The organism is Streptomyces sp. NPDC002306, from assembly GCF_053593435.1.
In genome coordinates, this window is record NZ_JBSFCK010000021.1 from 99,024 (window position 1) to 121,851 (window position 22,828).

Consider the following 22,828-nt stretch of genomic DNA (forward strand, 5'->3'; position numbering starts at 1 on the left):
GTCCGTTACGGCCGTACCGGCGGGCGCGCGGGCAGGGTCACCGTCACCGTGAGTCCCTCGCCCGGTGCCGTGCGCACCGCGACGTCGCCGCCGTGCGCCCGCACCACCCCCTGCACGATCGCCATGCCCAGTCCGCTGCCCGCGCCGCCCCCGGCCCGGAAGAAGCGGTCGAAGATGCGTGACGCGTCCTCCGCCGCGAGTCCCGGTCCCTCGTCCGCCACACACAGCCGTACGACGCCGTCCGCGCGCTCCACCCCGAGCCGCACCGGCACCTCGGCGGGCGTGTGCGTGCGCACGTTGGCGACCAGGTTGCCGAGCACCTGCCGCAGCCCCGACTCGTCGGCGTGCACCAGCAGCGCGCCGTCGGCGCCGACCGTGACCGGCCGTCCGGGCTGCTGCGCCCGCAGGTCCTCGGCCGCGTCCCGCACCAGGCAGCTGACGTCGACGTGCCGCAGCCGCAGTTCGGGCTGCTGGTCGAGCCGGGCCAGGGTGAGCAGTTCGTCCACCAGGTGCCCCATGCGGTCGGCCTCCCCCGTCATCCGGTCCCAGGCCCGTTTCCGCTCGGCGGGATCGCGCAGCATCCCCTTGTCGTACAGCTGGAGATAGCCGCGGATCGCGGCCAGCGGCGTGCGCAGCTCGTGCGAGGCGTCGGCGACGAACCGGCGCAGCTGGGCCGCCGTGCGCTCGCGCGTGCGGTACGCCGACTCCACCTGGTGGAGCATGGCGTTGAGGGCCAGCCGCAGTTGCTCGACCTCCTGTGTCGGATGGTGACGGGAGGGGATCCGCCGGGTCAGGTCCCCCTCGGCTATCGCCGACGAGGTCTCCACCATGTCCTCCAGCGGCAGCATCCGGCGCCGCACGCTGAACAGCGTCAGACAGGCCAGCAGCGCCAGCAGCATCGTGCCCACGGCGAGGTCGAGCTTGAGGGCCTTGGCTATGCCCTTGTGCAGGGCGTCCGTCGACGTGGCCAGCAGGACGTCGGTGCCGTCGGAGAGCCGGGTCCCGGTCGCGCGGTACGGGGCGCCGCGGACCGTCACGTCGTGCGGCTCGGCGTCGTCGGCGAGCGCGCCCGGGTCGGTGACCGCCTCCGCGAGGCCCCGCTGCGCGTCGGTCGGCGCGACGCCGAGGACGGTGACGGCCTCGCCGGTGTCACCGTCGACGGCGACGAAGAGGGTGTCGGGCGTCGGCCGGTCGTCGCTCTCCCCGGGGACGGCCCAGTCGCGGGCGAGGCCCAGCACGGCGATCGAGTCGATCTGCCGCATGGTGACGTGCGAACCGGCCAGCGAGTCCCGGGTCTGGGTGAGTTCGGCGTCGATCTGGTCGAGCAGATAGTGCCGCATGCCCATGAGGCTGACGGCGGTGGCGGCGACGATGCCCAGGGCGAGCAGCGCCACGTTGGCCAGGGTGAGTTTGACGCGCAGCGAGTGGATGCCCCGGGTGGAGTGCAGTCTCGGACGACAGCCGAGCAGCTTGCGGAGGCCGGGGAGCCGAAGGGACCTGGAGAGCTTCAGGGACCTGGGGAGCCTCGGGGACCTGGGCGGTTTCAGTGCGCGGGGGAGCCTCATGCCAGCCCGTATCCGACACCCCGCCGCGTGGTGATCACCGGCGCTCCCAGTGTGTCCAGCTTGCGGCGCAGATAGCTGATGTAGGTCTCGACGACCGTCGACTCCGGCGGGGTGTGCTCGTACTGCCAGACATGGCGCAGGAGTTGCTCCTTGGGCACGATCCGGCCGCCGTTGCGCACCAAAAAGCGCAGCAGCGCGTACTCGGTGGGGGTGAGCTCGACCGTGCGGCCCGCGCGGTGCACCGAGTACGTCGTCTCGTCCAGTTCCAGGTCGCCGTAGCGCAGGGGCGGGCGCTGCGGGAGGACGTCGGCCGGGCGGGTGCGGCGCAGCACCGCGGTGATCCGGGCGACGACCTCGTCGATGTTGAACGGCTTGGTGATGTAGTCGTCGCCGAAGCCCAGGGCGCCGACGATCTCGGCGGGGGAGTCCCGGGCGGTCAGGAACACCAGCGCCAGTTCCGGCCGCGCGGCGCGCAGTTCACGGCCCAGGGCACGTCCGTCGCCGTCCGGGAGCATGACGTCGAGCAGCGCGACATCGGGCCGGGTGCGGGCGACGAGGGCGAGCGCCTCGCGGACGGTGCCCGCGATCATGACCTCGAAGCGGTGGTAGCGCAGCGCGATGGCGAGGACGTCCGCGATGCTCGGCTCGTCCTCCACGACCAGCACGGTGCCAGGGGCCGTCGACATGACCCCAGTATCGGCGCGGCCACTGACAGCCGGGCCCGTTCCCGCTTTGGAGTTCCTTGAGAGTCATGCCCGAGCCGTGTCCACGCGCGTGCGGCGCCGCCGATCCTGTTGCCCAGGACCTGGGGGACCGACCGATCGACCGGCAATCGAACAAGGAGCGTTGAACGTGGCGGCATTGGCGCGGTGGTGCTATCGGCACCGGCTGGTGGTCCTCTTGCTGTGGGTGGGTGCCCTGTTCGGCCTGGGCTTCTCGGCCTCGACGGCGGGCACGGACTACGCGAACGTCTTCTCCCTCCCGAACACGGACTCCAAGAGCGCGTACGACCTGATGGCGAAGGCCTTCCCCGCGCGCGCGGGCGACACCGACACGGTGGTGTGGAAGGTCGACGACGGCTCGGTCCGTGACCAGGACGTACGGGCCCGGATCCAGCCCGCGCTGGCGGAGCTGGCGAGGATGAAGGGGGTCGGCGAGGTCGCCGGCCCCTACACCGACCGGGGCGCGGCACAGATCAGCCGTGACGGGCGCATCGCGTACGCCCAGATCACGTTCACCGAGCGGGCCAACTCCGTCCCCAAGGAGCTCGTCCAGGACGTCGTCGACACCGCGCGGGGCGCCGAGACCGACGGACTGCGGGTCGAGCTGGGCGGCCAGGCCATCCAGCGCGTGCAGGAACCGCCCACGGGGCTCGCCGAGATGGTCGGCCTCGGGGCGGCGGCGGTCGTGCTGTTCCTCGCCTTCGGCTCGCTCTTCGCGATGCTCCTGCCGATCGGCGTGGCGATCTTCGGCGTCGGTACGGGCCTGTTCTCCACCCAGCTCCTCAGCCACGTCACCGACATCCCCGACCTGGCGCCCCTGCTGTCGTCGCTGATCGGCCTCGGGGTCGGCATCGACTACGCCCTGTTCATCGTCACCCGGCACCGGCGCGGCATCCTGCGCGGCGCCGACCCCGAGGAGTCGGCGGTCACCGCCCTCGACACCTCCGGCCGCGCGGTGCTGTTCGCGGGCGGCACGGTGTGTATCGCGCTGGCCGGGATGCTGGTGACGAACCTGCGCTTCCTGGACGGCGTGGTCATCGGCACCTCGCTCACGGTCGTGCTGAGCGTGCTCGCCGCCACCACCCTGCTGCCCGCCCTGCTCGGCTTCCTCGGCCCGCGCGTCCTCAGCCGCCGCCAGCGGCGCCGGCTGGCCGCCGACGGCCCCGAGCCGGAGCGTACGAGCGGTCTCGCGGCCCGCTGGTCGGCGGGCGTGCAGCGGCGTCCGCGCCGGATCGCCGCACTCGCCGTCGTCGTCATGGCCGTACTCGCGGTACCCGTGCTGTCGTTGCGGCTGGGCGCCACCGACCAGGGCAACGACGACGCCACGACGACCACCCGGCAGGCGTACGACCTGCTCGCCGAGGGCTTCGGGCCCGGCTTCAACGGACCGCTCCAGGTGGTGGCGACCGGCGGCGACACGGCCGCGCTGGCCGAGGACATCGAGGCGACCTCCGGGGTGGCCCAGGTCGTCGCGCTGCCGCCCGCCCGGGGCGTCACGGTCATCCAGGTCGTCCCCACCACGTCACCCCAGTCGAAGGGGACCGACGACCTCATCGACACCCTCCGCGACGACGTGATCCCGCGCGCGGGCGCGACCGCTCACGTCGGCGGAGTCACCGCGGTCTCCAAGGACTTCGCGTCCGTCACCGGCGACCGGCTGCCGCTCTTCGTCGTCACCATCATCGGGCTGAGCTTCCTGCTGCTCCTGATCGCCTTCCGTTCCCTGGTGGTGCCGCTGACGGCCGCCGTGATGAACCTGATAGCCGCGGCGGCCTCCTTCGGCGTCCTGGTCGCGATCTTCCAGTGGGGCTGGGGCCTGGAACTGCTCGGCCTCGGCAAGGAGGGTCCGATCAACGCCTTCCTGCCGGTCATCATGCTGTCCCTGCTGTTCGGCCTCTCCATGGACTACCAGGTGTTCCTGGTCAGCCGGATGCACGAGGAGTGGGTGCACACGCGCGACAACGCGCGCGCGGTCCGGGTGGGGCTCGCGGAGACCAGCCGGGTCATCAACAGCGCGGCCCTGATCATGGTCTGCGTGTTCCTGGCGTTCGTCCTCAGCGGCGACGCGGGCGCGGCGGTGGCGGGCGTCGGTCTGGCGGCGGCGGTGGCGCTCGACGCGTTCATCCTGCGTACGGCGCTGGTGCCGGCCATGATGCACCTCCTGGGCGACTCCAACTGGTGGCTGCCTTCCTGGCTCGACCGGCGTCTGCCGCATCTCGCGGTGGAGCCGAAGGAAGAGGCGTCGGCGCCGGCGGTGCCGGAGGGCGGCGTCGTCGAGCGGGACGGTCCCGCCACGGTGGTCCACGGCTTCGTCCGCACCGCCGACGGCGACCCGGTGGAGGGCGCCGCGGTGACCCTGCTGAGCCGGGGCGGCGGCCGGCAACTGGACCGGGTGTCCTCCCTGGCCGACGGCTCGTACATCCTCTCCGTCCCGTCCCCGGGCAGCTATCTGCTGGCGACGGCCGCCCCGTCGTACGGCTCCCGCGCCCGGCTCGTCGTCGTGGCGGACGGCCCGCTGGTCCACGACGTGGAGCTCACCGAGGGCGAGATGGACACCGTGAACTGACCGGCCGGACCCGTCACCGCCGGACCCCTCAGGAGGGGGCCGGTGCCGGACCCGTCAGGAGGTGGACCTGCGTGCCGCTGGATCGGGGAGTGCCTTCGTCATCCCCGGCAGGAAGTCCGTGAAGAGTTCGTGCACTTCCAGCACCAGCGGCCGCAGCACCCGGAAGCGGGCGAGCGCGACGCCGCGCGCGGTGAGGCGGGCGCCGCGCTCGGCGAGCCGGTAGCTGCGTTCGCGCCCGTCGGTCCGGTCGAAGATCCAGTACAGGACGAGTCCCATCTGGGAGAGCCACATCAGCTCCGGCAGCACGTCCCGCAGTTCCTCGGGCACCTTGCCCTTCGCCCCCGCGAGCACCTCCCGGTGGACGCCGATGGCCTCCACGCGCGCGTGCTCCGACTCCGGGGAGAAGGGGCTGAGCGGGCTGTCGGGGTCGGCGGCGTTCTTGAAGAACTGCACCGCGAACTCGTGGTACGGCGTGGCGACGTCGAGCCAGGTGCGCAGGACGCCCGCGAGCCGCGCCTCCAGGCTCGTCTCGCGGGCCAGGACCTCCCGGACCGCCTCGCGGTGCTCGGCGGCGAGACGGTCGTAGAAGCCCTGGATCAGGTGTTCCTTGCCGGAGAAGTAGTAGTACGCGTTGCCGACGGAGACCCCGGCCTCCTGGGCGATGGCCCGCATGGTCGTCTTGTCGTAGCCGCGCTCCTGGAACAGCCGCATCGCCGTCTCCAGGATCAGCGCGCGGGTCTGCTCGGACTTGCTGGGCGCGTCGCCCTCACCGGGGCTGTCGTTGTTCGCAGGCACGGGAAGAGAGCCTAACGAGTGGCGCAGGTGCCATCGGCGCAGTCCGGGGCGGAGCCGGCGGCGTACGTCCACCCTCGGGCGGGGTCGTACGACCACCCGTCCACGCGCGCGTACGCCCGCCCGCCCCACTGCGCCCCGCGCCACCGGGCGGCGGCGAGGACGGCGCCCTTGGCGAGCTTCGCCCCGGCGGGGGTGCTCAGGCGGTGCGCGAGCGGGCGGTGCTCGCGCAGTGCCCACAGGGTGACGATCCAGGCGGCCGCGCCCCGGTAGACCTGCCCGCTGTCGCCCACGACGGTGACGTCGTCGAGCGTGGCCCGGTGGTCGAGACCGGGGAAGCGCCGACGTGCCTCGTCCGAGGCGGCCGGTACGAGTTCCAGAGGCACCAACTGGGGCTGGCGGGCGAGCCAGTCGCGTACGAAGGCGCACACCGAGCACTCGGCGTCGTACAGCACGGTGAGCCGGCGGACCGGGACGCGTACGGCGTCCCGGTCCGCGGTGGTGGCCGTCATCCCGCTCACGCCCCGGCGGTGGGGGCGACCCAGCCCTGCGGCGCGACCGGCGGCACCTGCTCGCGCTCCAGCACCCCGCGGCGCCGGATCCGGCTGAGCACGTACACGTTGCCCAGGTGCATCACGCCGAGCACCAGCAGCACCACGCCCAGCTTGGTCGACAGGGCCTCGAAGACCCCGCGGGTGTCGGCGATGTCGTCGTCGCCACTGAGGTACAGCGCGACGAAGCCGAGGTTGACGAGGTAGAAGCCGACCACCAGGAGGTGGTTGACGGCGTCCGCGAGCTTCTCGTTCCCGTGCAGCACGTCCGCCAGGAAGACCCGCCCGTTGCGGCTGAGCGTGCGGGCCACCCAGATGGTCAGACCGATGCTGACCAGCAGGTAGATGACGTACGCGACGACTGTGAGATCCATGTCCCCACCCCTTGTTGAACGCGTTCAAAACACTGTCAGGACTGACTGTAGACCTGTTTTTGAACGCGTTCAACCCTGCTGTGCGGCTAGCATCTCCGCCCGAGTCCGGGCCGCTTGGTGTAGTCCGTGAATCCGATGACGTTCCCCCACGGGTCGGCGATCTCGACCGTCCAGCCGGTCGCCACGGAGGCCGGCTCGTCGAGCGCCGCGATCCCGGCGTCCGCCAGCTCCCGCATCGCCGCGCGGGCGTCCGGCACCTCCAGCCAGACACGGGGCGAGGGCCACGGCGGCGGCCGGTGCCCGAGCCCCTCCTCCTGCCGCAGCAGAATCCCGGGCGTCTCGCCCCCGACCCTCAACTGCGCGATCCCGCCCTCGTCGAACCGGAACCCCACCGCGAACCCGGCACGCTCGTAGAACCCGACGGCCTCCCCGATGTCCCCGACGGGAAACAGCACGTTGTCGAAGCCGAGCAGCTCGTACGACTGGTCATCTGACATACCGTCAGGCTAGAAGCCGCGCGAGGCGGACCCCGCCGCACGGGCCGCGGACCGACCATGTGATCACCCGTTGAGGTGAAGCAGACGTGACGGCCCCTGGGTAGGCTGAGACGACAGGCGAGACTCCGTCCCATGGGAGCAGTGATGAGCGCCGCGTCCGAGAACGATCCGGATCGGAGCGATACGTCGGCGTACCGCTGGCCGATCCCGCCTCCCGAGGGCTGGACCGCGGACGACCTCGATCGGATTCCGGGCCTCCCACGGCACACGGAGTTGATCGACGGGAGTCTCGTCTTCATGAGTCCGCAGACGGCCTTTCACGGGCGCTGCATGCGCCTGCTGGAGCAGACGCTCCTGGAGCAGGTACCGGACCATCTCGACGTTCTGCGTGAGATGACGATCAGGCTGGACAGCAAGAACCGGCTCGAGCCGGATGTCCTCGTGTTTCCCCTGTCGGCGAACACCGGCCCCGAGCAGACCTGGTTCGAACCCGAGGACATCCTCCTCGCCGTCGAGGTCGTCTCCGCGGACTCACGCGAACGCGACCGCGAGGTCAAGCCGCGCAAGTACGCGGCCGCCGGTGTGCCGCACTTCTGGCGAGTCGAGCAGGACGACGACAAAGGGTTCCCCGTCGTGTACGTCTACGAACTCGACCCGGCCACGAAGTCCTACGGCCTCACCGGCATCTTCCACAACCGCCTTAAGATCTCCGAACCTTTCGTTCTCGAGATCGACCTGACGACGATCAACAGCCGTCGGCTCGGCCCTCCGCCTGGGAACTGAGGCGAACGGCGGCATCGCCTGCCCTCGTGCCGATCAGACCCGCGCCGCATTGATCGGCGGCCATACTGGAGAGATCCAGTTACGTATGGGGTTTGTGGGGTGCGGGGAGGCGGCTTCGTGCGGCGGCTGTGGACGGTCGGCTTCGTGCCGTGCGGGCTGTTCGTCATCTGCGTGTGGGGCCTCGCCCGAGCCGGAAGTTTCACGGGACACAGCGATTGGAGCCGGGTGGTGCCCCGGGATCGGGCTGGTGCATCAGGGGCGGCACTGCTTCTTGTTGCGTGCACGGCACTACTCGCCCTGCTCCTCCAGCCATTCCAGGTGCGCGCTGTCCGGGTGCTGGAGGGGTACTGGGACCGGTGGCCGGTGATGGTCGGTCCGGCTGGAGTCCTCGTGGAAGTTCAGCGACGGCGCTGGGAGGTGCTGCGGGAGCAGGCAGAGGGAGCGGCACGTGACGGAGCCGCACGCCGCCGACGAGCCGATGCCGGGCGCAGACTGAGTGCGCGCCCTTCCGTGGACGTTCTGCTGCCTATGGCTCTCGGCAATGCGCTGCGTTCTGGGGAACTCAGCGCCGGCGAACGCTACGGTCTCTCTACGCTCGGTTCCTGGCCACGTATCTACATGCAGGTCTCCGATCGCATGGTCGAGATCCTCCGCTCGACGAGAGACGCCCTGGACGCGGCCGTCAATCTCTGTTGGAGCCTTGTGGCGGTGGCGGTGGTGTCCGGGATCGCCCTGTACGACGAGACGGGCCTGTGGTGGTTGTGCGCCGCCGCCCTACTTCTCGCGACTGTCGCCTACAAGGGGGCGGTGATTGCCGCACAGGCCTACTCGGGGTTGATGCATGTGGTGTACGACCTGCATCGGTTCGAACTGCTGGACGCGCTACGCCTTCCGCTGCCGGCCGACGAGGAACAGGAGCGGCAGATCTTCGCCGAGGTCTCTGCCACGTTCTCCGGCCGCGGCCGCCCTGGCGTTGCCTATGAACACGGGAGCCGCCGGTCAGACCCTGACGATGCCGACGACTCCGCATATCCCGAGAACATGGATGGTCAAGCCGGTTGACGCGTCCGGGGGCTCCGTTGGCTTGGGACCCGTGTCCGCCACTCGTGTGAGGACTGTTCCGGATGTGTGCACTCTTATCCACCGGTCTCGTGGAACGGCCACCCGTACATGCCCGGCGATCGCAGTCACGTGCAGGATGGACTCCTGGTCCCTCGGCGCCCGCGTGAGATCGGCTCGCAGCTCGCCGAGTACGGCCCGGACGGTCACCGTCCCGCGTACTTCTTCCGGCAGTACCACTCGTCCAGACGTCAGGACCCGACTCCAACTCGGCTTTCGCCTCGCGGCGGAGACGTCGAGCACGATGGCGGCCCCGCCCAGCGCGAGAAGACCGGGCAGCGCCAGGTTCATGAGGACGCGTGAGCCCGCTCCGTCGGACCGAGCCAGCCCGATCACGGCGACGGAGATGAGGAACAGCGGACCGACGAGCGAGCCAGTCGGCAGCGCCGATCGCAAGAGGCTCACCACGGCCAGGACCAGCAGGCCCCAAGGCCACCAGCGGACGCCGAACCCCACCGCAGTACGCGCTCGCTGCTCCACATCTCCGGCGAGATAGCAGCCGAGGGTCACCGCGAGGAGACCGATCCACACGCGGCTGCGTGAGGTGCGGGCACCGCTCTCGCCCTGCGCCATCGCCGCCTACCGCCTCCGCGCCCTGCGGGCCGGGGAGGCAACCGCGGCGACATGTTAGTCCGGAGTGTCAACCGGACTGACGGGGAGGGGAGGGGTCGATGAGCTTGTCACGCACCAGTTGCTCCAGTCGGACGGCCTCCTCGAAGTCCAGGGCGTGGGCGATGACCGCCGCGTGAGCCTCGTACAGAGGACAGTCCGGCGAGGTGTGCCGGACCTCGGAGTGGTGCTTTTTCAGTAGCGCTTGTAGTTCCTCCTGTGAGCGCTCCAGAGCTCGTCGAAAAGCGGTCGTGTCCGGTACGGCGCGGCTGTTGAGTTCTCCCCCGCACCCATGGCACAAGAATGGTGCGTGGGGCACACCTGGCAGCACAGTGTCGTACAGCATCAACTCTCCCTTTTGGTCTCGCTTCTGAAGATCAGGAACCAGATCCATACGGCTTCCACAACTGTGGCTGCAGTCACCATCGAACAGGCGATCCATCGCCAGACCACTTGCTTGCCACAGTTGGGCGGCGCCAATGCGCAGGCGATGCCCAAACCGAGCAGCAGGACACCAATGTTGAAGCAGTAGACCGAGGGCCGGGCGAACCGTACGTACCGCTTGTAGGACGCGGCACGAATACGTTGGAATCCCAGGCTCCGCTGAGAGTCGGTCTTGTTGCTCCACAGGGCCACATGTGCCAGCTGCTCCTCTATCTCCTTGAGTGAGAAGGAGAATTGGCGTGCGTAGTACTGGAGTTGGATCGCCGCGATGAGGATCAGCGAACTGGCGACAAGTAACAGAAGGGTCAACCCCGGTAGTAGAAACTCGTCGTCGGCGCCGGCGACCACGCCGGCCAGCGAGAGAGAAGCGGCGGTGAAGAGGGGAGCCGCAAGGAAGAAGGCTTCCTTCATCGCGGCTTGGTACCCGTACGGCACCGGGACGGGCTCGTCAGCGGGTCTGTCCGTCACGTTGCCCCCTCCGGCGTGCGGCATCACCCATGTCGCAGTGTGACTGTGGAAGCAGCCAGTCGGTAGGGGTGGAAATCCGCCAAAAACACCAGAGGGCCCTGTTCCCGAAGCGTCGGGAACAGGGCCCTGAGGTTGGACTCAGAAGATCAGAAGCGGCGCGTGATCAGTGCCCTCTTCACTTCCTGGATCGCCTTTGTGACCTCGATGCCTCGGGGGCAGGCGTCCGTGCAGTTGAAGGTGGTGCGGCAGCGCCACACGCCGTCGCGGTCGTTGAGGATCTCCAGGCGCTGCTCGGCAGCCTCGTCACGGCTGTCGAAGATGAAGCGGTGCGCGTTGACGATGGCCGCCGGGCCGAAGTACTGGCCGTCGTTCCAGAAGACCGGGCACGAGGACGTGCACGCCGCGCACAGGATGCACTTCGTGGTGTCGTCGAAGCGCTCGCGGTCCTCCGCCGTCTGGAAACGCTCGCGGGTCGGCTCGTTCGTGTCCTTCGTGATGAGGAAGGGCATGACGTCGCGGTACGCCTGGAAGAACGGCTCCATGTCGACGACCAGGTCCTTGAGGACCGTCAGGCCCTTGATGGGCTCGACCGTGATCGGCTTGTCGGGGTTGATGTCCTTGATCAGCGTCTTGCAGGCAAGGCGGTTCTTGCCGTTGATCCGCATGGCGTCCGAGCCGCAGATGCCGTGCGCGCACGAGCGGCGGAACGTGAGGGTGCCGTCGACGTCCCACTTGATCTTGTGGAGGCCGTCGAGGACGCGCTCCTTCGGGTCGATCTCCAGCTGGAAGTCTTCCCAGGTCGCCTCGTCCGAGATCTCCGGGTTGAAGCGGCGGATCCGGAAGGTGACCGTGATGTAGGGAGAGGCGGCGGACTCCGCCTCGACCTTGTCCAGAACGGGGGTTGCCATCAGTACTTACGCTCCATCGGCTGGTAGCGGGTCTGCACGACCGGCTTGTAGTCGAGACGGATGGACTCGGTGCCGTCGTCGCCGACCTCGCGGTACGCCATGGTGTGGCGCATGAAGTTGATGTCGTCGCGGTTCGGGTAGTCCTCGCGGTAGTGACCGCCGCGGGACTCCTTGCGGGCCAGCGCGGAGACCGCCATGACCTCGGCCAGGTCGAGCAGGTTGCCCAGCTCGACGGCCTCCAGCAGGTCCGTGTTGAACCGCTTGCCCTTGTCCTGGATCGAGACGTTCCGGTAGCGCTCGCGCAGCTCGGCGATCTTCTCGACCGCCGTCTTGATGGTCTGCTCGGTGCGGAACACCATGACGTTCGCGTCCATGGTCTCCTGCAGCTCGCGGCGCAGGACCGCCACCCGCTCGGTGCCCGTGGACGTACGCAGCCGCTCGATCTGCGCGACGACCAGGGACGCCGGGTCCTCGGGGAGCTCGACGTAGCCGGCCTTCTGCGCGTACTCGGCGGCGGCGATGCCCGCCCGGCGGCCGAACACGTTGATGTCCAGCAGCGAGTTCGTGCCCAGGCGGTTCGCGCCGTGGACCGACACGCAGGCGACCTCGCCGGCCGCGTACAGGCCCGGGACGACCGTGGTGTTGTCCGACAGGACCTCACCCTGGACGTTCGTCGGGATGCCGCCCATCGCGTAGTGCGCGGTGGGCTGGATCGGGATCGGGTCCGTGTACGGCTCGATGCCCAGGTAGGTGCGCGCGAACTCCGTGATGTCCGGGAGCTTCGCGTCGAGCTGCTCCGGCGGGAGGTGCGTGAGGTCCAGGTAGACGTGGTCGCCCTCGGGGCCGCAGCCACGGCCCTCGCGGATCTCCGTGTAGATGGAGCGGGAGACGACGTCACGGGACGCGAGGTCCTTCATGACCGGCGCGTACTTCTCCATGAAGCGCTCGCCGTCCTTGTTGCGGAGGATGCCGCCCTCACCGCGGGCGCCCTCCGTCAGCAGGATGCCCATGCGCCAGATGCCGGTCGGGTGGAACTGGAAGAACTCCATGTCCTCCAGCGGCAGCCCGCGACGGTAGACCGCGGCCTGGCCGTCACCGGTCAGCGTGTGCGCGTTGGAGGTCACCTTGAAGAACTTGCCGGTGCCGCCGGACGCGTAGATCACGGCCTTCGCCTGGAAGACGTGGATCTCGCCGGTCGCCAGTTCGTACGCCACGACACCGGCCGAGCGCTTGACGCCGTCGACCTCGGTGATCAGCTGGTCGAGGACGTAGAACTCGTTGAAGAACTCCACGCCCTCCTTCACGCAGTTCTGGTACAGCGTCTGGAGGATCATGTGACCGGTGCGGTCGGCCGCGTAGCAGGACCGGCGGACCGGGGCCTCGCCGTGGTTACGGGAGTGACCGCCGAAGCGGCGCTGGTCGATCCGGCCCTCGGGCGTCCGGTTGAACGGCAGGCCCATCTTCTCCAGGTCGAGGACCGAGTCGATGGCCTCCTTCGCCAGGATCTCCGCGGCGTCCTGGTCGACCAGGTAGTCACCGCCCTTGACCGTGTCGAAGGTGTGCCACTCCCAGTTGTCCTCCTCCACGTTGGCGAGCGCGGCGGCCATGCCGCCCTGCGCGGCGCCCGTGTGGGAGCGGGTGGGGTAGAGCTTGGTCAGCACGGCGGTGCGGCTGCGCTTCGTCGACTCGATGGCGGCGCGCATACCGGCGCCGCCGGCGCCGACGATGACGGTGTCGTACTTGTGGATCTTCATGAGTGGTTTACCTCAGCCCCGTGCCTAGCGGATGTTCGGGTCGAAGGTGAAGATCACCAGCGTGCCCAGCAGGATGGTGAACACCGTGGCGGTGTAGAGCAGGCCCTTGAGCCACAGCCGGGTGTTCGCGCGCTCCGCGTAGTCGTTGATGACCGTGCGCAGGCCGTTCGCGCCGTGCAGCATCGCGAGCCACAGCATCAGCAGGTCCCAGACCTGCCAGAACGGGGAGGCCCAGCGGCCGGCCACGAAGGCGAAACCGATCTTGGAGACGCCGCCGTCCAGCACCAGCTGGATGAGCAGGTGGCCCAGGACCAGGACGACCAGCACGACGCCGGACAGGCGCATGAACAGCCAGCCGTACATCTCGAAGTTGCCCCGGGTGGACTTCGGGGTCTTCTTGGTGCGGGCGCGCGGGGCCTCGATGAAGGGTGCCGGGTTGTCGACGTCGAAGACGGAACCGCCCTCGACAGGACCGATCCCGGACGCGGTGGTTTCAGTGGTGGACATCGGCGTCAGCTCCCGAACAGTTCACGAGCGGCGTGGCCGAGGACGGGGTAGATCGCCCCGATCATCAGCACGACCCAGATGCCGACGACGGACCAGAGCATCTGCTTCTGGTAGCGCGGCCCCTTCGACCAGAAGTCGACAGCGATGACGCGCAGTCCGTTGAGCGCGTGGAAGAGGATGGCGGCGACGAGGCCATACTCCAGCAGCCCGACGATCGGGGTCTTGTACGTGGCTACGACCTTGTCGTAGTCCTCAGGCGAGACACGCACGAGAGCGGTGTCCAGCACGTGAACGAACAGGAAGAAGAAGATGAGGACGCCGGTGACTCGATGAGCCACCCAGGACCACATTCCTTCCCGGCCGCGGTACAGCGTTCCAGCCGGCACGGAAGAACCCTCCGGGAGCGGGGATTGGGGCCTGCCGGCTTCGGTGTCGGACGGGCCCGGCCGGGTACGGTCCACCGGCCCCCAGCATCGTAGCGACGTGTGCCTGTGACGCTTACGCGGGGCCTGCCGGTGTGATCGAACTGGCAGCCCAAAGGGCACGGACGGGCTATTCCGGACGCCTATGGGGGCGGTGTTCGCCGGGTTTCGCCCGGCGTGGCGCCGTTGTGGCCGGTCATACGGTTGCCCGCGGCCCCGAGCGTGTCGGCCAGCCGTTCCCTCGCCAGGCGGCGCAGTTCCTCCGCCGCCACGACCCGTTCTTCCTCGGGATCGTTCGTCAATCGTGACCGGATCCCGCCCAGGATGTGGTCCAGGGCCTCCTCCGGGGTGACGCCGCCCCGGCAGATGACGAACACGTGCCCGAACCGCGCCTCGTATGCCGCGTGTGCCGCGCTCAGCGCGGTATGTGCCACCGGATACATTCCGTCCGGCAATGTCGGCAACGCCTCGCCGGCCAGCGCCTCCGCCAGGTCCTCCGGCGTCAGGTCGTACGTCGCCTCGTCGGAGGCCGCCAGGAGCGAGTCCAGGTCGGGGTACGGGCGGTGGTCGGCCAGCCGCCTGGCCCAGCGAAGGCTGCGCAGGCAGCCCAGGAGCAGGTGGCAGGCGTCGTCCGCGGACGCGGTGTTGAACCCCTCCAGCACGTTCGGGGACGGGGTGCGGGTCTGCTCCGGGAGGGCGGATATGGCCGTGCGGCCGGGGAGGTGGGGAAGACGGTGCGCAGGCAGCGTGGGTCCTCGCGTCACGTGTGTGTCGGCAGGGGATGCTGTGAGGGGTGTGACGACACCGTATCGAGAGCGGTCAGGTCGTGTCCGACGGATGCCCGAATTTCACCCGCACGGGAGAGTTTCGGAACGTGTGGTGGACACCACCCGGTCATCGTTGGCCGTAGGTTGGCGCCGTGAGCCAGCACAGGCGCCGGGCGCCGCAGAAGAGGGTGGGGCGGCGTGCCCTGCTGATCGGGGTCGTGGTCGCCGCCTTCGGCGCCGGGGTCGGGCTCTGGGCCTCCGGTGACGACGGGAGCCCCACGGGCTCGTCGGCCCGGCAGGACTCGGCCTCCGCGTCCGCCTCGGGCGGGACCGCCGCCGGGCGCGCGACCGGCGCGAGCCCCTCGCCCACGCGGTCCTACGCCCTCTCCGTGACCCCGCGCACCATCCCCGCCGTGCGCTCCCACACCCCGGCCCGCGGTCCCGGCTGGCGGCCGGCGCCCGGGAACCGGGTGGTCGTGAGCGACGCCGAGCTGTCCGACGAGGGGCGGCTGATCGCCGGTGAGCTGGGGCTGGCCTACGCGGGCGAGAAGAGCGACGTGCGCGCCGGGGACGTACGGCTGGCGCTGAACGACGACGAGGGCGCCGACCCGGAGTCGTACGCCATGACCGTGCGCGGCGGCCGGGTGACCATCAGCGGGCCCGCCGGCGCGGGCGTCTTCTACGGCACCCGCACCCTCAAGCAGGAGGTGCACGACGGCGGTACGGCTCCGGAGGGCGTCGTGCACGACGAGCCGGCCAAGCCGCGCCGCGGCTTCCTGCTGGACATCGCGCGCAAGCACTTCACCGCCTCCTGGATCGAGGACCGGGTGCGCGAGCTGGGCGACCTGAAGTACAACGAGCTCGGGCTGCACCTCTCCGACGACCAGGGCTTCCGGGTCGAGTCCACGAGCCACCCGGAGATCGTGTCGGAGCAGCATTTGACCAAGGCTCAGGTCACGAGCATCGTCCGGCTGGCCGAGAGCCGTCACATCACGATCGTGCCCGAGATCGACTCGCCCGGTCACCTGGGCGCCGTCATCGCCGCCCACCCCGGCCTCCAGTTGCGCAACGCGCGGGGTGCTGCCACCCGCGGGGCGATCGACATCTCCGAGCCCGAGGCCGCGAAGATCGTCGACGATCTGCTCGACGAGTACGCCGCGCTGTTCCCCGGCGATCAGTGGAACCTCGGCGGTGACGAGTACCAGGCACTGACGGTGTCGGACCCGGCGGCCTCCTTCCCGCAGCTGTCCGCCGCGGCGCGGGAGGCGTCCGGCTCCTCCGCGACCGTCGCCGACCTCACCACCGGCTGGCTCAACGACCGCGCCGCGACCGTCCGCGCCCACGACCGCACCATGCGGGCGTGGAACGACGGCTTCTTCCGGGACGCGTCCGTGGTGCCCGCCAAGGACCTCCAGGTCGCCTACTGGACCGGCAAGGAGATCGGCGCCCGGCAGCCGGTGGAGTACCTGAGCGCGGGGCGCCAGGTGCTCAACTACAACGACGAGTTCCTGTACTACGTGCTCGGCGAGCCGAACACGTTCGTCTACCCGACGGGGCGGCGGATCTACGAGCAGTGGACCCCGCGCGTGCTGCGCGGGACGACGGCCGTGCCGGCCGCGTACGACGGCCAGATCCTCGGCGGCGGCCTCGCGGTCTGGTGCGACCTCGCCGACTCCCAGACCCAGGACCAGGTCGCGGCCGGCGTCCGGATGCCGCTGCGGGCCACGGTGCAGAAGCTGTGGGACCCCGAGGCGCCCGCTCTGTCCTGGACCGAGTTCACGGAGCTGGCCGCGCACCTGGGGTGAGCCCGGTGCCGGTGTGACGGTGTGTCGGTGAACGGGAGCCGGTGGGGGCGAGCCGGTGAGAGGGAACCGCCGTGCTGCGCTTCCTTGGCCGAAAATAACTTCTTCCGCCTGCTCGGCCGACTCGGCGCTGTTCCGTGTGACACTACCGAGCAGTCGCACGCAGTAAGGGAAAGTGCGGGCTCCGTAGGGGATGGCGCCCTGGCGAGGGAGGCGTGGATGAGCCTGGTTGACCTCATGGGTCAGGCCGACGAACGCGGACTGGCCGCGAGCGGACTGGCTTGTTTGGATCGGTGTGTGCCGCTGCTGGGCGGTGACGACGAGATCCTGCGGCCGCTGTGGGGGAGCCTCGCGGACGGCCCCGGGGTCGCCGAGTGGGGTGAGTCGCTGGAGCAGGCGCGCGGGAAACTCGCGGAGCCGGCCCGGTCCGAGGAGAACGAGGCCGCGCTCCTCGTCCACCGGATGCTCGCCGCCGCCCCGGCCGAGCGGACCGCCGCCGAGGTGCGGCAGTGGGCCGACGCCTGCTCGGTCGCCTCGCTCCAGATCCACCGGCTCCTCGACCCGGCCGAGGACGCCGCGCCGGTCGACTCCCGCCGTGAGGGCCGTACGCAGGACATGCCGCCGCTGGTCGCCGCCGAACTTCGCCGCCAGATCACCGTGCTGGAACTGCTCGCCGAACACGGCGTGGGCGGACTGCGCCCGGCGCTGGAGGTGTCCACGGAGGGACGCCGGGTGCTGCGCGCGGTGGTGTCGCGGCGGGCGCGGGGGCGTAAACCCCGATCCTGAGCGAATCCTGTGCCGGTCGTGCGAGGGGGCTGGGGCGGTCCTGCGCCGGTTGCGGGAACCCCCCGGATCCGGGTGACGGAAAGGTCGCTGACCTCGCTCTTCTCAGTGTGACGAGCTATGTGACGACCTACGTGACGACGGGAACCGCTCGGCAGGGGTCCAGGCCCCACGCCGCGACCAGGCCGGTGCGGTGGGCGGCCGACGCGGTCAGCGCGATGCGCGGGGGCGCGCGGCTGCGGCTCGACTACTCGGCGCAGAGCCTGTGGCGGGTGGACCGGCTGATCGAGGAGCTACGGCGGGAGGCCACGCCGTACGCCGCCGCGCAGGGCGTGCTGCGCGGCTTCGGCGCGTACGCGGGCGAGGTGATCGCCCGTCAGACCGGTGCGGAGTGGTGGGCGACGGGCGGGGAGCACTGGGTGCGCGCCCCGGACGGCCGGCTGTGGGACCCGATGGACGAGGCCCGCCGGTGCTTCGGGGGCCACGGCTCGCTGCGGCTGCTGTGCCGGGACGCGACGGAGGCGCGGGGCGCGGGCGGGTGAGCGGGACGGGTGTCGACGCGGATCGCCCCGGGGCGGGATCCCGCCACGGGTGATGGCCGGTGTCCGCCGGTATTCCCGCCGTGGGCGCCGACGGCCGCGCCATGGACCGGCACTTTGTCGTCACCCCCCGCAGTGGAGCCATGTCCGGCACATCACCGACGTCGGAGCCGTCCCGTTGGGCGCGGGGTTCGGCGACATCCCCGCCGGGCCGGGATGCGCGGGGCCGGGTCGCGCGACCGGCACGTACTGGCGCGACGTGGAGGCCAACGCCTGACCCGCTGTGACACTTCTTCCCGGACAGACGCAGAGGACCGTGGAGACCTGCCACGCGCCGGCTCCGCACGCGACGCGGCATCGAACTCGGCATCGAACTCGGCATGAACGAGGACTGTCTTGGGCCAGGGAGGGGAACCCCGGCGGGCGCAGGCGCACGACGGGGAGCTGGGCGCGGCGGTCGCGCTGGCCCAGCAGGGGGACGAGACCGCGTTCGCGGTGGCGTACCGGATCGTGCAGCCGGGACTGCTCGGGTATCTGCGCGGGCTGGTCGGCGACGACGCCGAGGACGTGGCGGCCGACGCGTGGCTGGAGATAGCCCGCGACCTCGGCCGGTTCAAGGGAGACGGGGCGGGCTTCCGGGCCTGGACCGCGACCATCGCCCGGCATCGCGCGCTGGACCAGCTGCGCCGCCGGCGCGTACGGCCCCGGGCGGCGGCGCTCGAACCGGACGCGCTGGACCTGCCCGGCCCGCACAGCACCCACGACCAGGCCCTGGAGTCCCTCTCCACCACGCGTGCCCTGGAACTCATCCGCGCCCTGCCGCCCGACCAGGCCGAGGCCGTGCTGCTGCGGGTCGTCGTCGGTCTCGACGGCCCGACCGCCGCCCGGATCCTCGGCAAGCGTCCCGGCGCCGTGCGCACCGCCGCCCACCGGGGCCTGCGCCGCATCGCCCGGCAGCTGGGCGTGGACGGCCCGCCGGCCCCGGGAGTGACGGATGACGGCCGCCGGACGCTGGGGGAGTCGACATGAAGAGGTGCGGAGACGGCATGGATGGTGAGGGGACGGACGCGGACCCGGGCGACGCGCGCGGCGACGGCGAAACGCCCGGCCGTACCGCCCGGGTGACCGCGCTGCTCGCCGCGGCGCTGCGCGAGGGGGAGGCCGACGCCGAGTCGGAGAAGCGCGCGGTGGCCGCCTTTCTGGCCGTACGCGACCTGGGGGCGCCCGTGGCGCGTACCCGGCGGCGGGACGACTGGCGGATGCGGCCCCCGCGTTGAGCGACCGCTTTCCACGCCGGCCGTCAACGGGCCGTGGACCCGGGAATTCGCTGCCAAGGCAACGGCCGGGGCCGCCACCCCCCACAGGAGAGGCCCCGGCCGTCGCGCGGCACGGGCCGCGCGGCGGCCCGTATCTCCTACAGCGCCATGAGTGCGTTTTCTGTCACACCCTCAGAGTCACGAGTTAGTTGCATGTTCTACCGACGTGGACGAGCAGCGGTTTCACGCCGTAACGTGCCTTTCGCGCCGTACTACGGACAGCGGTGGACCGCCGCGACCAGCACGGGGCCTGTGAGCGCATCCATCGATCGAGCAACCACGACGGCGAGGACCCGGTCCGCGAGAGCGGCGCCGGCTTAGGCGCAAAAGGGGCGCGGTGCTGGGGGACGACGCGGAGCTGACCGCCGCGGTGCTTGCGGCACAGGACGGGGACGAGACCGCGTTCCGGACTGTGTACCGCACGGTGCACCCTCGGCTGCTCGGTTACGTACGGACGCTGGTCGGAGACCTCGACGCGGAGGACGTCGCCTCCGAGGCCTGGCTCCAGATCGCCCGCGACCTGGACCGGTTCACCGGCGACGCGGATCGCTTCCGGGGCTGGGCCGCCCGTATCGCGCGCAATCGCGCCCTGGACCACATACGGATGCGCGGGCGCCGCCCCGCGATAGGCGGCGACGAGACCGAACTGACCGCGAAGGCCGGTGAGTCCGACACCGCGGGCGAGGCCATGGAGGCCCTGGCCACCGGCCGCACCCTCTCCCTCATCGCCCGGCTGCCGCAGGACCAGGCGGAGGCGGTCGTCCTGCGGGTCGTCGTCGGCCTGGACGCGAAGACCGCCGCCGAGACGCTCGGCAAACGGCCGGGTGCCGTCCGCACGGCCGCGCACCGCGGTCTGAAGCGGCTCGCCGAACTCCTCGGCGCCGATCCGGAATCGGCCGGCGGGCTCGACGCCCTGCCGTCCCAGCGAGAACCGCGCACTCGCGCGGTGACGTCCGCCGGTGTGACGCATCCACGCGTGCGGACGCAGAAGGACATGTGATGGCCGACGAGCAGGACAGGTGGCTGGACCGCGAAACGGCGGAGCGCTTGCTGCGCGGAGAGCCGCTGGACATCCCCGTCGACGCCACGGCCCGGGAACGGGCCGCACGGCTCGCCGCGATGTTGGGCGCGCTGTCCGCGGCGGCACCCCAGCCCACCAGCGCCGAACTCCCGGGCGAGGCCGCCGCACTGGCCGCCTTCCGGGCGGCGCGCGCCGCCCGGGCCGCCGAGCGGCCGGCCATGGACCTGCGTTCCCGGGCCCGCACCCCGTACGCCGCGGACGCCGGACTCGTCCGCCTCGGCCGCCCCGCGCCGACCGCCCGCCGGCCCCGCTGGGGCCGCCCGGTACGCCTGGGGCTGTCCGCCGCGCTGGCGGCCGGCATGGTCGGCGGGGTCGCCGTGGCGGTGGGAACCGGAGTCCTGCCCGCGCCCTTCGGCGGCCCCGAACCCGTCCCCGCCGCCTCCGCCCCGGCCGCCGCGAGCCCCGGCCTCCCACTGCTCTCGCCCACACCGGGCGAGGAGATGGGCGGCAGTACGGGTCTGGCGTCGCCCGGCGGCGGTACCAGCACCTCGCCCGGCCGGGATCCGGCACGCGGCACGCAACGGGGTACGGACAACGGCGCCACCGCCGAGGGCGGCGACCCGGGTGCCCTCGCCGGTTCAGGCGCGGGTCCAGGTTCCGGCCCGCGCTCCGGCTCGTCGTGGAGCGGCGCCGCCGCGGCCTGCCGGGACGTACGCGCAGGGCGGGAGCTGGGCAGTGAGCGCAGGCGTGCCCTGGAGGGCGCCGCGGGCGGCTCCACGCGCGTGTGGAAGTACTGCAAGGGCGTCCTCACCTCGGCCTCGGGCACCGATCACGACGCCCGGGCCAAGGGAGAGTCCGGTGACGACTCCCGGGGCGATTCCAAGGGCGATTCCACAGGTGACCCGCACGACGGATCCCACGGGGGGACCGGCAAGGGCCGGGGCGGCCGCGGCGACCACGACCGCGACCACCACAACGACGGCCGCGGGCATGACCGCGGTGGTCACCGGCACGGCGCCTCCGCTGCTGGCGCACATCGCTGACCTGCGGGTTCTTGATTAGTTGAACTTTTTCCATGACCGGTGTGACGTTTTTGGCGCCCATGACGCAGTGATAAGTGAGCCGACTGGTCATCGGCCCTCGCACGGAGCCGGGGTTCCCCCCGTACCTACGGCACGTGCACCCGGCGCGGGCGGGACACGTTCCCCCGGTTCCGCCCGCGCCCCGAATCCCTTCGCCGCACTCCGCGGCCTCACCAGGACACGACGACCTTGTCGCCGTTCCTCACCCGCGCGAACAGCTCGGCGATGGCCGCCTCGTCCCGGACGTTGACACAGCCGTGCGAGGCGCCGGCGTACCCGCGGGCCGCGAAGTCGTACGAGTAGTGCACGGCCTGGCCGCCGCTGAAGAACATGGCGTACGGCATCGGGGAGTCGTAGAGCGTCGACACATGGTGGCGGGACTTCCAGTAGACGTGGAACACACCCTCCCGGGTGGGCGTGTACTGGGAGCCGAAGCGGACCGCCACCGTCGACACGGTCCGCCCGTCGATCATCCAGCGCAGGGTGCGGCTCGACTTGCTGACGCACAGCACCCGGCCCGTCAGACAGCGCGGGTCCGGCGCGGCGGCCGGCTGCCCGCCCATCAGATACAGCTCCCACCGCCCGGGTTCGTGCGTCATCGCCCGCAGCCGCTGCCAGGTGACCGAGTCGGTCTCGCCCGTCCGCGGCAGCCCGCGCTTGCCCTGGAAGCCCTTGACCGCTTCCTCGGTGAGATCGTCGTACGTCCCCGTCGGCCCGTCGAACAGCCAGGCGACCTGGCGCAGCCGGGCCTGGAGTTCGCGCACGTCCCGGCCGGTGTCCCCGGCCGACCACAGCACCGCGGGGGCGGCGGACGGCGTGGATTCCGGCTTGTCGTCCGAGCCCGCGGGTGTGTGGGACGCGCCCGGTGTGCCCGGCGCCGTGCCGGTGACGCTGATATGGACGGGGGAGCGGTGCCCGCCCTTTCCGTCCGCGGGCTGCACGGTGCAGCCGCACACGCTCGCCAGCGCGGTCAGGACCGCCACGGCGGCCGCCGCCGCGAAGGGCCGCCCCCGGCCCGCGGGAGCCGGTCTCCCCATGCCCGTACCACGCATCGCGGTCCCCCCGTCGTCTCACCGGCGACCCTCGCCGTCCGTCCCGTCGTCCACCTGTACGTCCGCCACGTCGTCCCTCGGGCCGGCGTACGCGGACAGTGCACGATGTCACCTGAGATGCTCCCCGCGGATGACGGCACGCGAACGGCGCGGCATCGTGGATTCACACGACCAGGAGGCGACACAGCATGGCGCGCGAGTCGGAGTCCGGACTGCCCATCGAACCCGTGTACGGGCCGGCGGCGTTGGAGGGCTGGGATCCCGCACGGCAGCTCGGCGATCCGGGGGCGTACCCCTTCACCCGCGGTGTCTATCCCTCGATGTACACCGGCCGGCCGTGGACGATGCGCCAGTACGCGGGCTTCGGTACGGCGACCGAGTCCAA

At 71.0% G+C, this 22,828-nt stretch carries 24 protein-coding genes; 11 read left to right on the plus strand and 13 right to left on the minus strand.

Features of this window, described 5'->3' with window-relative positions:
• Nucleotides 1–5: 5 nt before the first annotated feature.
• Together ACWCQK_RS30275 and ACWCQK_RS30280 are read right to left on the minus strand one after the other, a co-directional pair.
• Nucleotides 6–1,565: an ATP-binding protein gene (locus tag ACWCQK_RS30275; protein ID WP_451160316.1), complete on the minus strand. Its 1,560-nt coding sequence runs from the start codon at nucleotides 1,563–1,565 to the stop codon at nucleotides 6–8.
• A complete protein-coding gene (locus tag ACWCQK_RS30280) occupies nucleotides 1,562–2,251 on the minus strand; it encodes a response regulator transcription factor (protein WP_451160318.1) in 690 nt (229 codons plus the stop codon). The genes ACWCQK_RS30275 and ACWCQK_RS30280 overlap by 4 nt, the downstream gene beginning before the upstream one ends.
• A gap of 175 nt (nucleotides 2,252–2,426) precedes the next feature.
• On the opposite strand from ACWCQK_RS30280, the gene ACWCQK_RS30285 reads away from it, so the two are divergent.
• The gene (locus tag ACWCQK_RS30285; protein ID WP_451160363.1) at nucleotides 2,427–4,853 is read left to right on the plus strand and encodes an MMPL family transporter; all 2,427 of its coding nucleotides are present in this window, start codon (nucleotides 2,427–2,429) and stop codon (nucleotides 4,851–4,853) included.
• A gap of 54 nt (nucleotides 4,854–4,907) precedes the next feature.
• Here the strand turns inward: ACWCQK_RS30285 and ACWCQK_RS30290 are convergent, their stop codons facing one another.
• From ACWCQK_RS30290 to ACWCQK_RS30305, 4 genes are all read right to left on the minus strand, one after another.
• Nucleotides 4,908–5,648 (minus strand): TetR family transcriptional regulator, encoded by a 741-nt coding sequence (locus tag ACWCQK_RS30290; protein ID WP_451160320.1) that lies wholly within the window; start codon nucleotides 5,646–5,648, stop codon nucleotides 4,908–4,910.
• A gap of 11 nt (nucleotides 5,649–5,659) precedes the next feature.
• The gene (locus tag ACWCQK_RS30295; RefSeq protein ID WP_451160365.1) at nucleotides 5,660–6,157 is read right to left on the minus strand and encodes a thiol-disulfide oxidoreductase DCC family protein; all 498 of its coding nucleotides are present in this window, start codon (nucleotides 6,155–6,157) and stop codon (nucleotides 5,660–5,662) included.
• Between the two features lie 5 nt (nucleotides 6,158–6,162).
• On the minus strand, nucleotides 6,163–6,570 hold the full coding sequence (locus tag ACWCQK_RS30300) for a hypothetical protein (protein WP_451160322.1): 408 nt from the start codon (nucleotides 6,568–6,570) through the stop codon (nucleotides 6,163–6,165).
• Between the two features lie 86 nt (nucleotides 6,571–6,656).
• Nucleotides 6,657–7,067 carry a VOC family protein gene (locus ACWCQK_RS30305; protein WP_451160324.1) on the minus strand — a complete coding sequence of 137 codons (411 nt, stop codon included), beginning with the start codon at nucleotides 7,065–7,067 and terminating at the stop codon, nucleotides 6,657–6,659.
• Between the two features lie 144 nt (nucleotides 7,068–7,211).
• On the opposite strand from ACWCQK_RS30305, the gene ACWCQK_RS30310 reads away from it, so the two are divergent.
• A complete protein-coding gene (locus ACWCQK_RS30310; protein WP_451160367.1) occupies nucleotides 7,212–7,850 on the plus strand; it encodes a Uma2 family endonuclease in 639 nt (212 codons plus the stop codon).
• 510 nt (nucleotides 7,851–8,360) lie between these two features.
• Nucleotides 8,361–8,912: a hypothetical protein gene (locus ACWCQK_RS30315; protein WP_451160325.1), complete on the plus strand. Its 552-nt coding sequence runs from the start codon at nucleotides 8,361–8,363 to the stop codon at nucleotides 8,910–8,912.
• A 1,011-nt stretch (nucleotides 8,913–9,923) separates the two neighbouring features.
• Here ACWCQK_RS30315 and ACWCQK_RS30320 read toward each other — a convergent pair.
• The 6 genes from ACWCQK_RS30320 to ACWCQK_RS30345 form a co-directional block, all read right to left on the minus strand.
• Complete coding sequence (locus tag ACWCQK_RS30320) at nucleotides 9,924–10,433, minus strand: hypothetical protein (RefSeq protein ID WP_451160327.1); 510 nt, start codon at nucleotides 10,431–10,433, stop codon at nucleotides 9,924–9,926.
• Nucleotides 10,434–10,636: 203 nt separating this feature from the next.
• On the minus strand, nucleotides 10,637–11,398 hold the full coding sequence (locus ACWCQK_RS30325) for a succinate dehydrogenase iron-sulfur subunit (RefSeq protein WP_451160329.1): 762 nt from the start codon (nucleotides 11,396–11,398) through the stop codon (nucleotides 10,637–10,639).
• Nucleotides 11,398–13,152, minus strand: coding sequence for a succinate dehydrogenase flavoprotein subunit (gene sdhA, locus ACWCQK_RS30330; RefSeq protein ID WP_451160331.1), 1,755 nt, complete (start codon nucleotides 13,150–13,152; stop codon nucleotides 11,398–11,400). Before sdhA ends, ACWCQK_RS30325 begins: the two co-directional genes overlap by 1 nt.
• A gap of 24 nt (nucleotides 13,153–13,176) precedes the next feature.
• On the minus strand, nucleotides 13,177–13,659 hold the full coding sequence (locus tag ACWCQK_RS30335; protein WP_451160333.1) for a succinate dehydrogenase hydrophobic membrane anchor subunit: 483 nt from the start codon (nucleotides 13,657–13,659) through the stop codon (nucleotides 13,177–13,179).
• A gap of 5 nt (nucleotides 13,660–13,664) precedes the next feature.
• A complete protein-coding gene (gene sdhC / locus ACWCQK_RS30340) occupies nucleotides 13,665–14,045 on the minus strand; it encodes a succinate dehydrogenase, cytochrome b556 subunit (RefSeq protein WP_133043130.1) in 381 nt (126 codons plus the stop codon).
• A 179-nt stretch (nucleotides 14,046–14,224) separates the two neighbouring features.
• Nucleotides 14,225–14,845 carry a 2-oxo-4-hydroxy-4-carboxy-5-ureidoimidazoline decarboxylase gene (locus ACWCQK_RS30345; RefSeq protein WP_451160335.1) on the minus strand — a complete coding sequence of 207 codons (621 nt, stop codon included), beginning with the start codon at nucleotides 14,843–14,845 and terminating at the stop codon, nucleotides 14,225–14,227.
• 155 nt (nucleotides 14,846–15,000) lie between these two features.
• On the opposite strand from ACWCQK_RS30345, the gene ACWCQK_RS30350 reads away from it, so the two are divergent.
• From ACWCQK_RS30350 to ACWCQK_RS30380, 7 genes are all read left to right on the plus strand, one after another.
• Complete coding sequence (locus ACWCQK_RS30350; RefSeq protein WP_451160337.1) at nucleotides 15,001–16,653, plus strand: beta-N-acetylhexosaminidase; 1,653 nt, start codon at nucleotides 15,001–15,003, stop codon at nucleotides 16,651–16,653.
• Nucleotides 16,654–16,869: 216 nt separating this feature from the next.
• Complete coding sequence (locus ACWCQK_RS30355; protein ID WP_451160339.1) at nucleotides 16,870–17,436, plus strand: hypothetical protein; 567 nt, start codon at nucleotides 16,870–16,872, stop codon at nucleotides 17,434–17,436.
• A gap of 107 nt (nucleotides 17,437–17,543) precedes the next feature.
• Nucleotides 17,544–17,975, plus strand: coding sequence for a hypothetical protein (locus ACWCQK_RS30360; RefSeq protein WP_451160341.1), 432 nt, complete (start codon nucleotides 17,544–17,546; stop codon nucleotides 17,973–17,975).
• A gap of 393 nt (nucleotides 17,976–18,368) precedes the next feature.
• Nucleotides 18,369–19,001 (plus strand): RNA polymerase sigma factor, encoded by a 633-nt coding sequence (locus ACWCQK_RS30365; protein ID WP_451160343.1) that lies wholly within the window; start codon nucleotides 18,369–18,371, stop codon nucleotides 18,999–19,001.
• Complete coding sequence (locus ACWCQK_RS30370; RefSeq protein ID WP_451160345.1) at nucleotides 18,998–19,249, plus strand: hypothetical protein; 252 nt, start codon at nucleotides 18,998–19,000, stop codon at nucleotides 19,247–19,249. Before ACWCQK_RS30365 ends, ACWCQK_RS30370 begins: the two co-directional genes overlap by 4 nt.
• 376 nt (nucleotides 19,250–19,625) lie before the next feature.
• Nucleotides 19,626–20,288: an RNA polymerase sigma factor gene (locus tag ACWCQK_RS30375; protein WP_451160347.1), complete on the plus strand. Its 663-nt coding sequence runs from the start codon at nucleotides 19,626–19,628 to the stop codon at nucleotides 20,286–20,288.
• Nucleotides 20,288–21,352, plus strand: a complete 1,065-nt coding sequence (locus ACWCQK_RS30380) for a hypothetical protein (RefSeq protein ID WP_451160349.1) — start codon at nucleotides 20,288–20,290, stop codon at nucleotides 21,350–21,352. Before ACWCQK_RS30375 ends, ACWCQK_RS30380 begins: the two co-directional genes overlap by 1 nt.
• 209 nt (nucleotides 21,353–21,561) lie before the next feature.
• Here ACWCQK_RS30380 and ACWCQK_RS30385 read toward each other — a convergent pair whose 3' ends face one another.
• Nucleotides 21,562–22,443 carry a L,D-transpeptidase family protein gene (locus ACWCQK_RS30385; protein WP_451160351.1) on the minus strand — a complete coding sequence of 294 codons (882 nt, stop codon included), beginning with the start codon at nucleotides 22,441–22,443 and terminating at the stop codon, nucleotides 21,562–21,564.
• A gap of 188 nt (nucleotides 22,444–22,631) precedes the next feature.
• Here ACWCQK_RS30385 and ACWCQK_RS30390 point away from each other — a divergent pair.
• Nucleotides 22,632–22,828: methylmalonyl-CoA mutase family protein (locus ACWCQK_RS30390; RefSeq protein ID WP_451160353.1), on the plus strand; the 197-nt coding region annotated here is incomplete at its 3' end.

What these genes read in the sequence shown, in the direction of transcription:
- ACWCQK_RS30335 (WP_451160333.1), bottom strand. Translation starts at nt 13,659, where the DNA reads ATGTCCACCACTGAAACCACCGCGTCCGGGATCGGTCCTGTCGAGGGC.
- ACWCQK_RS30300 (WP_451160322.1), bottom strand. Translation starts at nt 6,570, where the DNA reads ATGGATCTCACAGTCGTCGCGTACGTCATCTACCTGCTGGTCAGCATC.
- ACWCQK_RS30380 (WP_451160349.1), top strand. Translation starts at nt 20,288, where the DNA reads ATGGCCGACGAGCAGGACAGGTGGCTGGACCGCGAAACGGCGGAGCGC.
- ACWCQK_RS30370 (WP_451160345.1), top strand. Translation starts at nt 18,998, where the DNA reads ATGAAGAGGTGCGGAGACGGCATGGATGGTGAGGGGACGGACGCGGAC.
- ACWCQK_RS30275 (WP_451160316.1), bottom strand. Translation starts at nt 1,565, where the DNA reads ATGAGGCTCCCCCGCGCACTGAAACCGCCCAGGTCCCCGAGGCTCCCC.
- ACWCQK_RS30320 (WP_451160327.1), bottom strand. Translation starts at nt 10,433, where the DNA reads ATGAAGGAAGCCTTCTTCCTTGCGGCTCCCCTCTTCACCGCCGCTTCT.
- ACWCQK_RS30325 (WP_451160329.1), bottom strand. Translation starts at nt 11,398, where the DNA reads ATGGCAACCCCCGTTCTGGACAAGGTCGAGGCGGAGTCCGCCGCCTCT.
- ACWCQK_RS30280 (WP_451160318.1), bottom strand. Translation starts at nt 2,251, where the DNA reads ATGTCGACGGCCCCTGGCACCGTGCTGGTCGTGGAGGACGAGCCGAGC.
- ACWCQK_RS30305 (WP_451160324.1), bottom strand. Translation starts at nt 7,067, where the DNA reads ATGTCAGATGACCAGTCGTACGAGCTGCTCGGCTTCGACAACGTGCTG.
- sdhA (WP_451160331.1), bottom strand. Translation starts at nt 13,152, where the DNA reads ATGAAGATCCACAAGTACGACACCGTCATCGTCGGCGCCGGCGGCGCC.
- ACWCQK_RS30310 (WP_451160367.1), top strand. Translation starts at nt 7,212, where the DNA reads ATGAGCGCCGCGTCCGAGAACGATCCGGATCGGAGCGATACGTCGGCG.
- ACWCQK_RS30295 (WP_451160365.1), bottom strand. Translation starts at nt 6,157, where the DNA reads ATGACGGCCACCACCGCGGACCGGGACGCCGTACGCGTCCCGGTCCGC.
- ACWCQK_RS30385 (WP_451160351.1), bottom strand. Translation starts at nt 22,443, where the DNA reads ATGCGTGGTACGGGCATGGGGAGACCGGCTCCCGCGGGCCGGGGGCGG.
- ACWCQK_RS30355 (WP_451160339.1), top strand. Translation starts at nt 16,870, where the DNA reads ATGAGCCTGGTTGACCTCATGGGTCAGGCCGACGAACGCGGACTGGCC.